The 12,451-nt window shown below is 44.4% G+C and carries 13 protein-coding genes and 1 rRNA gene; 5 read left to right on the plus strand and 9 right to left on the minus strand.

Annotated elements, in window-relative coordinates; genetic code table 11:
- Positions 1-81: 81 nt before the first annotated feature.
- The gene (locus KI659_RS12540; protein ID WP_213945696.1) at positions 82-453 is read left to right on the plus strand and encodes a hypothetical protein; all 372 of its coding nucleotides are present in this window, start codon (positions 82-84) and stop codon (positions 451-453) included.
- Here KI659_RS12540 and KI659_RS12545 read toward each other — a convergent pair.
- Positions 425-1,333 carry a cation diffusion facilitator family transporter gene (locus KI659_RS12545; protein ID WP_213945697.1) on the minus strand — a complete coding sequence of 303 codons (909 nt, stop codon included), beginning with the start codon at positions 1,331-1,333 and terminating at the stop codon, positions 425-427. The two genes, KI659_RS12540 and KI659_RS12545, sit on opposite strands and share 29 nt — an antisense overlap.
- A gap of 37 nt (positions 1,334-1,370) precedes the next feature.
- Positions 1,371-2,066 carry an XRE family transcriptional regulator gene (locus KI659_RS12550; RefSeq protein ID WP_213945698.1) on the minus strand — a complete coding sequence of 232 codons (696 nt, stop codon included), beginning with the start codon at positions 2,064-2,066 and terminating at the stop codon, positions 1,371-1,373.
- Between the two features lie 193 nt (positions 2,067-2,259).
- Here KI659_RS12550 and dinB point away from each other — a divergent pair, with 193 nt between their 5' ends.
- Positions 2,260-3,450 (plus strand): DNA polymerase IV, encoded by a 1,191-nt coding sequence (gene dinB / locus KI659_RS12555; RefSeq protein WP_213945699.1) that lies wholly within the window; start codon positions 2,260-2,262, stop codon positions 3,448-3,450.
- A gap of 58 nt (positions 3,451-3,508) precedes the next feature.
- Positions 3,509-4,234, plus strand: a complete 726-nt coding sequence (locus KI659_RS12560; protein ID WP_213945700.1) for a DNA alkylation repair protein — start codon at positions 3,509-3,511, stop codon at positions 4,232-4,234.
- A gap of 37 nt (positions 4,235-4,271) precedes the next feature.
- Here the strand turns inward: KI659_RS12560 and KI659_RS12565 are convergent, their stop codons facing one another.
- Positions 4,272-5,171: a mechanosensitive ion channel family protein gene (locus tag KI659_RS12565; protein ID WP_213945701.1), complete on the minus strand. Its 900-nt coding sequence runs from the start codon at positions 5,169-5,171 to the stop codon at positions 4,272-4,274.
- Between the two features lie 154 nt (positions 5,172-5,325).
- On the opposite strand from KI659_RS12565, the gene KI659_RS12570 reads away from it, so the two are divergent.
- Entirely contained in the window at positions 5,326-8,274 is a 2,949-nt protein-coding gene (locus KI659_RS12570) for a DNA polymerase III subunit alpha (protein ID WP_213945702.1), read from the plus strand.
- 11 nt (positions 8,275-8,285) lie between these two features.
- Here the strand turns inward: KI659_RS12570 and KI659_RS12575 are convergent, their stop codons facing one another.
- The 4 genes from KI659_RS12575 to KI659_RS12590 all read right to left on the minus strand — a co-directional run bounded on the left by KI659_RS12575 (position 8,286) and on the right by KI659_RS12590 (position 10,415).
- On the minus strand, positions 8,286-8,669 hold the full coding sequence (locus KI659_RS12575; protein ID WP_213945703.1) for a PIN domain-containing protein: 384 nt from the start codon (positions 8,667-8,669) through the stop codon (positions 8,286-8,288).
- Positions 8,666-8,872, minus strand: a complete 207-nt coding sequence (locus tag KI659_RS12580) for a type II toxin-antitoxin system VapB family antitoxin (RefSeq protein ID WP_213945704.1) — start codon at positions 8,870-8,872, stop codon at positions 8,666-8,668. The genes KI659_RS12575 and KI659_RS12580 overlap by 4 nt, the downstream gene beginning before the upstream one ends.
- 152 nt (positions 8,873-9,024) lie before the next feature.
- Positions 9,025-9,615, minus strand: coding sequence for a hypothetical protein (locus tag KI659_RS12585; protein ID WP_213945705.1), 591 nt, complete (start codon positions 9,613-9,615; stop codon positions 9,025-9,027).
- 215 nt (positions 9,616-9,830) lie between these two features.
- The gene (locus tag KI659_RS12590) at positions 9,831-10,415 is read right to left on the minus strand and encodes an alpha-ketoglutarate-dependent dioxygenase AlkB family protein (RefSeq protein ID WP_213945706.1); all 585 of its coding nucleotides are present in this window, start codon (positions 10,413-10,415) and stop codon (positions 9,831-9,833) included.
- A gap of 52 nt (positions 10,416-10,467) precedes the next feature.
- On the opposite strand from KI659_RS12590, the gene KI659_RS12595 reads away from it, so the two are divergent.
- On the plus strand, positions 10,468-10,737 hold the full coding sequence (locus KI659_RS12595; protein ID WP_213945707.1) for a GNAT family N-acetyltransferase: 270 nt from the start codon (positions 10,468-10,470) through the stop codon (positions 10,735-10,737).
- An 11-nt stretch (positions 10,738-10,748) separates the two neighbouring features.
- Here the strand turns inward: KI659_RS12595 and KI659_RS12600 are convergent, their stop codons facing one another.
- Both KI659_RS12600 and rrf read right to left on the minus strand, forming a co-directional pair.
- Complete coding sequence (locus KI659_RS12600; protein WP_213945708.1) at positions 10,749-11,888, minus strand: 1-acyl-sn-glycerol-3-phosphate acyltransferase; 1,140 nt, start codon at positions 11,886-11,888, stop codon at positions 10,749-10,751.
- A gap of 337 nt (positions 11,889-12,225) precedes the next feature.
- A 5S ribosomal RNA gene (rrf, locus tag KI659_RS12605) occupies positions 12,226-12,337 on the minus strand.
- Between the last annotated feature and the right edge of the window lie 114 nt (positions 12,338-12,451).

Genomic DNA, 12,451 nt, shown 5'->3' on the forward strand with positions numbered 1-12,451 from the left:
TGTATTAAAAATAATGCATTTCATCCAAGAAACAAACAATTCCCCTGAAATTTAATTGTATAATTTTAATCTGAACCTAACATGGAATACCTGTATATTATTCTGATCATTCTGGTTATTGCCGGAGTGCTAATTTTTCCCATTTGGCTTTTCTTGAGAAGAAGCACTGAATTAAAAATCCAAGGTAGTGAAGTCACTTTTATTTCCCCCATACAATCTGAAAGCATCAGCTTTGAAAAAGACCTCATAAGTTGGCAGGTTCAGGAAGCCTATTTCCTGTGGTGGGGAAAAGTGTACGCCATCAACATGCAGTTTGCAGGCAACAAATGGAAATCCATCAACTCCCGCATTCAACCTGAAAATTACCAAAAACTGTTGCGGGTTTTAAGTGAGTACTACGCAGAAAAACGCATCGACAAGCGCGCTAAAGGGCCCACTTCCGATCAGAGGTGAAGGATATCGTGAGCCATTTCTTATAGGGCACCTCCTGCAGGGCGTCTGAAATCTCTTGCCGGATCAGGTCCATCTCCTCTATCGTGGGTTCAAAAGCCTTTCTGTCTACCACATAGTCCACCTCAACAAAAAGCTTGCTCCCCACTTTGGAAACCCGAAGGAAATACTCTTCAAACCCGTACCGGGTCTTGGTGGCTGAAATGATTTGGTCAACTTCCTGTTTCAGCTCACTGTCGGGGGACATTTCCATCACCTCCCGCACTTGTTTTTTGATCAGCCCCATGGGCACTTTTATAAAATAGCCTGACACCAGCACCACCATCACGGGATCAATATAGGGCACAAAGTTTTTGTAAATAGTAAAATTCAGGCCAAAAGCTATGAGAAAACCCAAAAGCACCGCCATACTCAGAAAAAAATCCATTTTCCACTGCACGGCTTCGGCCTTGATAAAGCCTGACAGCAAAGCCTTGTGCCTCCTTTCCAAATAGCGATATACCAATAAACAACCGATGGTAGCCAAAAGCGCATACAAGGCCGACATCCCCGGATCAATCATCTGCCCACCTGAAAGGATACTGGCCACCGCATTGAAAAAGGCAAACACACAAAGAATGATAATCACCACATTTTTCAGCAAAATGATAATCGGCTCCAACATTTCCTTGCCAAAAGGAAACCTTTTGAAATCATACTTCTGGATATAGCTTGCCGACCATAACGAACCCACCGAAAGGGCAACGCTGATCAGGGAGTACACCCCATCAAACAATATCATCTGGGATTGCCCCAGCACACCCCATACCATGGCAATCACGGCAAAAACCAAGGCTCCATAGGCGGAAACCTTTAAAACAAACCTTTCACTGACTGGCTCCATATTAGCGAAACAGCAGTCTAATCGGGAAGGTTTAACATCAATACATCACCAACCTGTATCTCCACACCTCCCGGATATCCTCTGCCTTCACCTCAAAAGGCTTGTAAATAGGATTCCCAGAGCAAAGAAGCAGCTTTTCCTCCCCTTTCAGGTGATTGTAGGCAATTTTGAATGTCACCCCATCCTGCTCAGTTACGATCACGTATTTCTCCCCATCTTTTACATCTCTCCAATCATCTACATACTCACACACAATCCACGCCCCTTCAGGAATCGGCAGCATGGAATCTCCATCCACCTGAAAAACGCGGTGTTTTTTGTCTGCCGGCAAAAATGGAAGCGAAAAACGGGGCAGCTCCCCGATGAAATCCGGATCCGCAAAACCGGCCAGATAACTTGCTTTGGCTTTTTGGGAAACCACCTCGATCAGCTCCCTCCCTTCTGCGTCCACAGTGGTTGAGAGGATTCTCAAGTTGCGCCCGCTGAGGTACCGGTCCGTTTCCAGCAGTTCCCGGAGCTTGTATTCGGAGAAAGTCTCCAGATTTTGCCTAAGCAGCACATCCACCGACACCCCGAGATAGTCCGCAATTTTAAGCACCGTCTCTAGTGGCGGGGTAATGTTAAGCTCATACCCGGCCAGCTTGGACCTACTGATGCCTATCGCCTCTGCCATCACCACCTGGGTAAGGCCTTTTTTCTTACGGAGAAATTTGATGTTTGAGTTTAAATACATATCTCATTGTAATTATCATTCCCATCCGCCAGCAGATTAGGCTAAGCGATGAAAATTTTATCTTCTAAATGAAAATCTCTGCGACCTTTGCGACTTCTTTGCGGCCTTTGCGTGAAACCTTTTTTCTCTCAAATATAAAAATCTTTGACTACATTATAAACATAAAAATGTCAATAATGTTGTCAATATAAATATGCAGGGAAGAAGAAGCATTGTCCATATGGATCTGGACTCGTTTTTTGTGTCGGTGGAAAGGTTGTACGATAGCAGGCTCAACGGCAAACCCATCCTCATCGGTGGATCGGGCGACCGGGGCGTGGTGGCGTCCTGCAGCTATGAGGCCCGCAAATTTGGCGTGCACTCGGCCATGCCTATGCGCACGGCCAGGCAGCTGTGTCCGGAGGCGCTGATCATCCGGGGGGATTTTGAAAAATACAGCCAAAAATCACATGAGGTCACCGCTATCATTCAGGAAGACGTACCGCTATTCGAAAAGTCATCAATCGATGAATTCTACATCGACTATACCGGTATGGATCGATTTTTCGGCTGTGCCAAAATGGCCCACCAACTACGCCAGAGGATCATAAAAGAAACCGGCCTCCCCATCTCTCTGGGGCTGTCGGAAAATAAAACCGTATCCAAAGTCGCCACCGGGGAAGCCAAGCCCAATAATGAAAAGGAAATCCTTTATGGAGAGGAAAAGCCTTTTTTGGCACCTTTATCCATCCGCAAGATCCCTATGATCGGGGAAAAAACCTCGCAGACACTTTACAATATGGGTGTCCGAAAGGTGCACACCTTGCAAGCGATGCCTTCAGAGTTACTGGAAGCCACTTTTGGAAAAAACGGGAACATGATCTGGGAAAAAGCCAACGGTATCGACCCATCCCTGGTGATTCCCTACTCGGAAGCAAAATCCATTTCTACTGAAAACACCTTCGAGCAGGACACTATAGATGTGCGGATGCTGGAGGCCACCTTGGTGGCCATGACCGAGCAGATTGCTTCCAAACTCCGGCAGAAGGGCCAGTTGACCGCATGTGTTAGCGTGAAAATCCGTTACTCGGATTTTGACACCCACACTATGCAGCGCAAAATCCCATATACCTCTGCCGACCATACCCTTATCCCATTGGTGAAGGAGCTTTTCCGAAAACTGTACAACCGCCGTATCCTCATCCGCCTGATTGGGGTGAGATTTAGCAGTCTGGTGTATGGAAATTATCAAATCAACCTTTTCGAAGACACCCAAGAGCAGATCAACCTCTATCAAGCCTTGGACAAGCTCAACATCAAATACGGCGACAAAACCGTATGCCGGGCAGTGGGCATGCAGGTGGGAAGAAGGAGGTTTAACCCCTTTAACGGCAGGGAAATGTAGAAAACCGCATTAAACATTCTACCAGTTTAATTTCTCGAAGATTATTAACTTTATCTCTATGAAAAACCCCTCCCAACAAATAACCCTCATCCAAGAAGAACTGCTACAACATGCCGACCCTGAAAAAGCGGAATTCTTGCCCAAATATTTCAAAGCAGTCCCGGGAGGGTATGGGGAAGGGGATCGGTTTATTGGCGTGAAGGTTCCCTTCCAGCGGAAAGTCGCTCAGAAGCATTATCGGGATCTCTCCCTGGATGAACTCGAAGCCCTCCTTACCCAAGAGGTCCATGAATACAGGCTGACCGCTTTATTTATGCTAGTACTCAAGTTTGAAAAAGCTAAATCCGCAAAAGACCGGAAAACCTTACTGGACTTCTATCTAAACCATCTGGATTTTGTCAACAACTGGGACCTTGTGGATTCCTCGGCGCCCAAGATCTTGGGGGCGTATCTGTATGATCAGGACAAAAGCCTGCTATACGATTTTGCCCAATCCGGTCAACTTTGGAAACAGCGGACTGCCATCATTTCCACCCAGTATTTTATCAAGAAAGGCCATTTTGACGACACGCTTCAACTAGCTGATCTCCTCCTTGACCACCCCCATGATCTCATTCACAAAGCCGTGGGCTGGATGTTGCGGGAAGTTGGAGAAAAGGATTTCGACACCGCTTACACGTTCTTGGAAAAACGCTATAAACAAATGCCACGCACCATGCTCCGATATACTATTGAAAAGTTTGAACCGGAGATAAGGATGGGATTCTTGAAGGGATTGATCTAAAACCCCGTTCATTTCTCTGGCCCCTTTGCGCCTCTGATCACTTCTCCCCTCCTCTATTCTCCAAATGGACAGAAGTAATTGGGTAGACAATCCTGATATCCTCCTCGTCTCTAAACTTCTCCAGCACCGCTTCAATCATGGCATGCTGTAGCACCCGCCGCTTTCTTGGCGGGCAAAGGTAACGCATGGACAACTGTATCCCCCGCTCATTAAGGTTGATATAAACGGTGGGCGTATAAAAAATGAAGGAAATCAGATGTTTCTTCTCGGCCCTTTTAAAAGCCTTTTCAATCTTCTTAAACTCATCCTTCAACTCTTCATTCATGATGTCAAGTAAAATCTGCTGAGCTTTTTTATGGTCACTATCCAGGCTGATATAAACATGCTGTTCGTTCCAGATATAATCAAACCCCTGGCTGTAATTGGCCTGCGCATCGGAAAAAACCTTTCCGTTCGGGATATGGATGATTCTGCCCGTGCTCTGCTCAGCATCCACCCAGCTGCCCACTTCCAAAATCGAGAACTGGAACATCCGCAAATCCACCACATCCCCTTTGTGCTCCCCTATCTGAATCCTGTCCCCCACATCAAAAGGCCTCCTCCAGTAAATAAAAAACCATCCGGCTATATTGACGAAGATATCCTTAAGCGCAATGGCAATACCTGCAGAAAGCAATCCGAGGTAGGTGGTCACAAATTGAAAATTGGTGATCCAAATGCTTCCCACCAATAGTAATCCGATCAGCACCACCACATACTGAATGGTTTTCTGCCAGTGATACTGCCGCTTCAGCTCCCCACTTACGTTTTGACTCACCAGCCTGGTAGCCCCTTTTTTGATCAGCCAGAGGATGAGGATAATGATGATTGTCTGCAGTACTTTCAGCCTGACATCATAGGGCACAAATTCATCTATATAATTCCAAAGCTCATTCATAAATGCGGTGGTCGTTCAAAAGAAGTCTAATATAGGTAGAAAATCCCCCTTCTCCATCCAATCCGATTTTTTCCATATTTCTCTGTTAAAACTTTTCTTCTCTTTCTATTTTTTGATTAAATTATAAACAACAAAATGTCAAAATAATAAACATTTGCATCTCAACTGCCATTCATATTACAGTTTCAAATACGGGACCCTCCCCATTGAAGAATTGATCTCCGAAGCCAAAGGGAAAAAGCTGGATGCATTGGCTTTAACGGACATCAACAGCACGGCTGGTGTGTTTCCCTTTCTCAGGGAAGCCAGCAGGAATGGCATACACCCTGTGATTGGCATTGACTTCAGGAATGGCACCCAGCAGGCATACATTGGCCTTGCCAAAAACCAGGAGGGCTTTTTTGAGTTGAATAAGCACCTTTCCCATCATAGGATAAAGCAGGTTCCTTTTGCCGACCGGGCGCCAGAATTCACCAATAGCTTTATCATATACCCCTTACCTGATCAGTATTTTTCCCTTCGGGAAAATGAATATATCGGTGTATCTCCCGAGCGCCTCAATCAGTTTCACCGCTCTCCTTGGCTTCGCCACAAGGACCGTTTAGTACTGCTTCAACCCGCCACTTTTACCTCCAAAAGGGATTTCAGCGCCCATCGTCTGCTGCGGTCCATTGATCTGAATGCTTTATTGAGCAAGCTCCCCCTTTCTGAGCAGGGAAATGCATCCGATAGGCTATATGGATATGCGGAAATGGTGGCTCGCTGCGAAAACCACAGCTACCTGATCTACAATGCCCAAAAACTGCTTGAGCAATGCCAGTTTTCCTTTTATTTCCAGGCAGTCAAAAACAAGCGGGATATCTTAGGCTCAGATTGGCAGGACTATGACTACCTGCGAAAGGAAACGTTAAAAGGCGCCGCACGACGGTATGGCGAGATGACCCCTACTATCGAAACCCGCATAGAGAAAGAACTTGAGCTGATCCAGCAAAAAGGATTCGTTTCCTATTTCCTCATCAATTATGACATTATCCGCTATGCCCAGCAAAAAGGGTATTACCACGTTGGCCGGGGCAGCGGGGCAAACAGCATTGTGGCGTACAGCCTTTTCATCACCGATGTGGACCCCATTGAGCTCGACCTGTACTTTGAGCGCTTCATCAATTTGTATCGCGAAAATCCCCCGGATTTCGATATAGATTTCTCATGGAAAGATCGGGATGACATCATTGATTATGTTTTCAAGAAATACAACACTCCTGAGCAGGAGCACGTATGTCTGCTCGCCACCCACACCACCTTCCAATACAATTCCGTATTCCGGGAACTGGGGAAGGTATTTGGCTTGCCCAAAACCGAAATCGAATCATTGATCTATCATGCCGACAAACCTGGCTACCAGCCGGACCAGTTTGGCCGCCTGATTATCAAATACAGTCAGGTATTGAAAAACTTCCCATCGCACCTAAGCATCCATGCAGGGGGAATTTTGATCGCCCATAAGCCTATCCATTATTATACAGCCACCGAATTGCCCCCAAAAGGCTTTCCCATTTCCCACTTTGACATGCACGTGGCCGAAGATATTGGCTTGCACAAGTTTGACATCCTCAGCCAACGCGGCTTGGGCCACATCAAAACTGCCGTAGAGATTATTGAGCAAAACCAGGGGGTAAAAGTGGATATCCATCAAGTCAGCGAATTCAAACAGGACCCCAAAATCAAGATGCACCTTCGGGAAGGCAAAACCATCGGGGCTTTTTATGTCGAGTCCCCTGCCATGCGAATGCTTTTGGCCAAAATGAAAGCCGACGAATACTTAGAGCTGGTGGCGGCAAGCTCCATCATCCGCCCAGGGGTGGCCCGCTCGGGCATGATGCGTGAATACATCCTCCGGCATGTCAATCCGGCCCGCCGCAAGGTGGCCCATCCGGTACTCTATGACATCATGCCCGAAACTTATGGGATCATGGTTTATCAAGAGGATGTCATCAAGGTGGCCCATTATTTTGCCAAACTCAGCCTGAGTGAAGCCGACATTCTCCGCAGAGGCATGAGCGGAAAATCCCGCTCCAAAGATGAATTTCAACGGGTGAAATCTCAATTTTTCATTAACTGCCAGCAACTGGGCAGGGACCCCAATGTCACCAAAGAGGTATGGCACCAGATTGAGAGCTTTGCCGGCTACTCTTTTGCCAAAGGCCATTCGGCTTCCTTTGCGGTAGAAAGCTATCAGAGCCTTTTTCTCAAAGTGCACTTTCCATTGGAATTCATGGTGGCGGTGGTCAACAATTTCGGGGGCTTTTACCATACCGAATTTTACATCCATGAACTCCGCATGAACGGCGCCCAAATAGAGGCTCCACACATCAATGAAAGCGATTACCTGACCAATATCAAGGGCCGGGTGGTCTATCTGGGTTTTATCCATCTCAAAAATCTAGAAACCGCCACCTCAGAACGCTTGCTGCGGGAGCGTTCCCAACACGGTCCTTTTGCGGGCTTGGAGGATTTCATCGCCAGGGTGGAGATTAGCCTTGAGCAGTTGCTTATCCTTATCCGTATCGGATGCTTCAGGTTTACGCAAAAGACCAAGCAGGAGTGCTTATGGGAAGCTCATTTTATATTCAACCAACAACGGAAGGTAGTTCCGGCCGGGGGTCTTTTTCAAAAACAGGGCCTTCGCAAAGCCCAAGTCCCTCAGCTGGAAGCCAATGATCCCCGCCAGGAAATTATTGACCAGATTGACATTCTGGAATTCCCGCTGGACTCCCCATTCCTTTTGGTGAAAGACCAAAGTGTTCCCAGTATTTCCGCCAAGAAACTCAAAAAGTTCTTGGGAAAGGAAGTTCAGGTCATCGGGTACCTGGTCACCATCAAGTACACCCGTACTGTAAAGGGGGACATCATGAATTTTGGAACATTTGTAGATCGATCTGGAGACTGGGTAGATACCGTACACTTCCCTCCCGTGGTAAAAAAACATCCCTTCAAGGGAAGGGGAATATATTTGATTCGGGGAAAAGTAACGGAAGAGTTCAGCTTTTACACCATTGAAGTGAGCCGCTGCGAAAGGATGGCTTACTGGAATGCTGAAGATTGATGGGCTTTTGTTTAAGGGGAATAAAGGTAATCACTATCTAAAAAGCTTATTATTTTCTTGTCCAAGGTCCACAGTTGCAGTTGATGTTTCATGACTCCATAGATGATTATGGAATCAATTAAACCTACTCCTTTGGAGATTAGCTTTTCCTGCTGGGAAAAAACACCGGCTTCATAAATAATCCCGCCATTGTGTAATCTGGGAAGACTTTCAAAATACCCTTCAATAATGCTTAATTCACGTCTACCTCTGGCACCTTGCTGCAGTTCTGCAAAAATTATATCCATTGCATACACACTTCCTTGCTCAAGCAAAGTTTGGCAGACTGGGAAATAATTGGGGTTGGCTTTAAAATACTCTATCCATATCGAAGTATCAAAGACAACCCCTCTCATTCCCTGTTCTTTTTACGCAAGCCCTTGGCCGAGTAATTAAATTCCAAAGGCTCGTTTAGGACCGAACTGCTCAGCTCCTTTAATTTTTGCATGGAAATATATTCCTGCAACGCTGTCTTGAGGGCCTCTGTGATAGTCCCAGCTTGGGACAGCCTCATAGCCTCTTCAATCATCTCATCTGGTATTATGGCTGTAACCTTCATGTTTTTAGATATTTATATAAAAATACGATACACTATCGTATTAAGCAAACAGCATGCAAAAATTATTTAACAACTGAGACATCAATTTTAGAGGGATTAAAAAAGGCCGTCTCTATTAAAGAAACAGCCTCAATTTGCATAAGAAAACCAGATCAAAAACACCTAACTTTTGGATTAAATGGAGTATACACTCCTGCTGGATTATGTGTCCAAACCCAGACGTGTAACTGAAAATGGGGGAAACCTAATGGGGCACCTTGAAGATGATTATCCATGGGTACACGACCAAACATTGGAGCTACACCTCTGACGTCTAAAAGACTATCCACCACGATATATTCTATAGCTCCCAACTTCAAGCGGCCATTAGGTAAGGGCTCATAAACCAACGCTTCTGGTTTGGAAGGATCAAGAATACCATCCATCAGTGCAAAATTTACATAATGGAATCCCATTCCTCCGGCAGCGGTTGCCACACATGGCGAAGCTAATTCATAACCATCGGCTACTGCCACTTCCACACGTTGATACTTTGCCGTAGCTTTTCTCACAACAGCTTCCAATTGATTTTGGGCTGCAGGATTTACTCTTAAGTTTTCTTCACTCAACTCCTCTACAAACATAACCTCTGGATTATTCACCAGATCCACATCTTCCAATTGATCGGGCATGCACCCCATCACTAACAAGGCCATGGCTATCATGGATAGCTTTAGCCAAATGCTTATTTTTTTGGCTTGCATAATAAAATTTAAAGTAGGTTAAATTGAAATAGTATGTTTAAAAACCTTTATAGGAAAGGACCTTTGGCGGGAAGGGCTGGGCGATATTACTAATTATTAAACCCGAATAATATTTTGGTTCTTGCATGAAGAACAATTCACCCGTTAAGAAAGACTGTAAATTTACAAAAAATTTGTTATTTAGAGAACCAAAAGACAAATAAAATTACTGAATATCAAGCAGTTAAACTCCTAAAAGTCAAATTGATTCTCCCTTCAGCAATTCTTGTACTCTTGGGCAGGGAATGTTCCCAATAAGTTTGAGTAGAACCTTTCATTAAGACCAAACTACCATCCTCTAGCAGAACTTCTACTTTTTCTTGCTTATTTTCATACCTTCTTAACAGGAACTTTCTCGCTGCACCAAAACTAACAGAAGCGATGGCCGGGTCTAAGCCTAAAGATTTTTCATTATCCCTGTGCCAGCCCATGCTATCATTTCCATCTCTATAATAATTAAGCAACACGTGTGTAAATGAAGATTGCACTTGGCTTGCTATCCTTTCCTGGATTTCAAGTAGCTCTTTGGTCATGGGTAGAGGTTGTAGTTCCAATCCGGAGTATTTATAAGGAACAACAGAATTGCCATACAGCGCGGTTAACCTTGGCTGCATCACTTTTTTTCCAAACAATTGAATCGCCCGGTGCTCCCACTTAACATGCTCTCTTAATAGAGAAAAATATTTCTTACTTTCCTCAGGAGTAAAAATGCTCGGGTAGTAATACACCTCTCCGAAAAATGGAAGCAGATTCTTAGACATATTCCTATAACTTTTGGACATTGGTTCGGTTTACTTTTAAGAAAATAGAATTATGGAAGCTATAACATTCAAAAGAAATCTTGATCAATCAAACAGTTCCATTGTAGCTGTAGAACAAGAAAAAGAAGTGGGAAGGATTGAATTCTCCCTTCAATCATCAAAATTGACTATCAATCATACCGAAGTCAGTCCCGAAAAAAGAGGCGGTGAATTAGCCAAAACTCTAGTTTTTAAAACCAAAGAGTTATCTGAAGAGAAAAATATTGGAATTGAATCAAATTGCCCTTATGCGAAAAAAGTGTTGCAGAAAGAAAAAGAATAAGGCTGGAGGCCTTATTCCTTATGTACGAGTGGCGCCATTTTATTGATTACAGGATTGGCATACATGGACAAGAAGTTCCTAACAATTTCGGGATTATCCACCTTAATCCCTTTTGTCATTCTTTCCACAAACTCCTTTTTTTCATCTGCTGTGTAATTATCGGCAAATTGATCTGACTCATGAAGCAGGTCATGAGCAATGTAATTTGTTGGCCAAAGTTTATAATTTGAAATTATTGAAGCATCAATCGCGTCACATAAAGCTTGTATTTGCTTATTGGGACTAGCATGCTGTTCAATGATTTCATCAATTTCATCCTGGAGAACATCCCCTGTATGAAAATGAATTCTTTTCTTTTGCCCCATAATGCCGGTCAAGACATTAATGAAATCCTCATTCTTTTCCTTGACATACTTTTCGGCTCTTGACCTTGCCAACAGCTCTGGCATTTTTAAGGCGTCAGTTGGATCATATTCATAAGAGATTGAAACAGGAACAATCTTCATTTTCTTGAAGTATTCCATTTCACTCATATCCCCCCTAGCCATGCCAAGCATCTTTAACACCCCCTTGTGAGTTGCATCATTGCCATCTTTAGTCCGCCCTTCTCGCTGAGCCATCCACACGGATCTATTTTCATGGAAAAGGGAATTATTGATGTACTCAGACAGCAGTTTGGAGCTTAGTAATAACTCTCTTGCCGGCAAGCCTCTCTGCACTATGAAATTCCGAGTCAGCCTAGACATGGCCATCAAGAACGGTTTCTTGACCAAGTTATCCCCTATAGCCGATGTGGTCATCATCATATTATGATTATACAAGCTATAATTAAGAAGTGAGGTATCCAGGATGATGTCTCTATGATTGGAAATGAACAAATATGCAGTATGCCCATCTAATTTGTCAAAACCGGAAGTAGTTAGACCCTGGGAGCTTTTCTCAAGGACCATATTTAAAGCCGGGTAAATGAAATTGATCTGAAAATCACGGATAGAGTGAGTTCTTTTCAATCTATCAACCCACTCCTGATCCTCCATGCCTGGAAAAGTAAAATTCATGATCGCTTTCATCATGGGATCATGGGCGAATTCATGAAGCGCTGCATTTACTTCAGTATCATAATATGGTCTTATATGATCAAATTTTGACATCTCTTTTATATTTGGGCTTAACTGCAAAGAAACAAAATTTTCTTGAAAAAACCCTTAGTTAGGGTTCAGCATGTGGTTATTCCCTTAGTATTCCACTTAATGTCCCTTAATCCTCAGAAAGGCCTTCAGATTACCCGAAAGGTTCTTGTAATAAAGAAAGACCCCAGGTATAGCCATCGGGGCTACTCTCCCCAAATGTGACTTAAAACTACTCGGCGCTGCAGACCTGTCCCTCTGTGGCGGAGCTTATCCGCTGCGGCGGATCGGGATGGGAAGAAGTGTGGCGGATAAACGCAAAAAAGCCTCCAGATCTCTCTGAAGGCTTTTGCTTAATAAAGGAAGGCGGCGACCTACTCTCCCGGATGTGACTCCAGTACCATCGGCGCTGCAGGGCTTAACTTCTCTGTTCGGGATGGGAAGAGGTGGGGCCCCTGCGCTGGGCCGCCCAAGGTTTTGCTGTACCACATGCATGGTGACAGTGTCCGCTTGGGACCAATATTTTTAAGTCCATTTATCTTCGTACTTGGTACTTGGTATCTGGTACTTTGATATTTGATATGTCT

Origin of the sequence: Litoribacter ruber (genome assembly GCF_018449405.1) — a bacterium.
Classification (GTDB): domain Bacteria; phylum Bacteroidota; class Bacteroidia; order Cytophagales; family Cyclobacteriaceae; genus Litoribacter; species Litoribacter ruber.

What these genes read in the sequence shown, in the direction of transcription:
- KI659_RS12540 (WP_213945696.1), top strand. Translation starts at nt 82, where the DNA reads ATGGAATACCTGTATATTATTCTGATCATTCTGGTTATTGCCGGAGTG.
- KI659_RS12545 (WP_213945697.1), bottom strand. Translation starts at nt 1,333, where the DNA reads ATGGAGCCAGTCAGTGAAAGGTTTGTTTTAAAGGTTTCCGCCTATGGA.
- KI659_RS12550 (WP_213945698.1), bottom strand. Translation starts at nt 2,066, where the DNA reads ATGTATTTAAACTCAAACATCAAATTTCTCCGTAAGAAAAAAGGCCTT.
- dinB (WP_213945699.1), top strand. Translation starts at nt 2,260, where the DNA reads ATGCAGGGAAGAAGAAGCATTGTCCATATGGATCTGGACTCGTTTTTT.
- KI659_RS12560 (WP_213945700.1), top strand. Translation starts at nt 3,509, where the DNA reads ATGAAAAACCCCTCCCAACAAATAACCCTCATCCAAGAAGAACTGCTA.
- KI659_RS12565 (WP_213945701.1), bottom strand. Translation starts at nt 5,171, where the DNA reads ATGAATGAGCTTTGGAATTATATAGATGAATTTGTGCCCTATGATGTC.
- KI659_RS12575 (WP_213945703.1), bottom strand. Translation starts at nt 8,669, where the DNA reads ATGAGAGGGGTTGTCTTTGATACTTCGATATGGATAGAGTATTTTAAA.
- KI659_RS12580 (WP_213945704.1), bottom strand. Translation starts at nt 8,872, where the DNA reads ATGAAGGTTACAGCCATAATACCAGATGAGATGATTGAAGAGGCTATG.
- KI659_RS12585 (WP_213945705.1), bottom strand. Translation starts at nt 9,615, where the DNA reads ATGCAAGCCAAAAAAATAAGCATTTGGCTAAAGCTATCCATGATAGCC.
- KI659_RS12590 (WP_213945706.1), bottom strand. Translation starts at nt 10,415, where the DNA reads ATGTCTAAGAATCTGCTTCCATTTTTCGGAGAGGTGTATTACTACCCG.
- KI659_RS12595 (WP_213945707.1), top strand. Translation starts at nt 10,468, where the DNA reads ATGGAAGCTATAACATTCAAAAGAAATCTTGATCAATCAAACAGTTCC.
- KI659_RS12600 (WP_213945708.1), bottom strand. Translation starts at nt 11,888, where the DNA reads ATGTCAAAATTTGATCATATAAGACCATATTATGATACTGAAGTAAAT.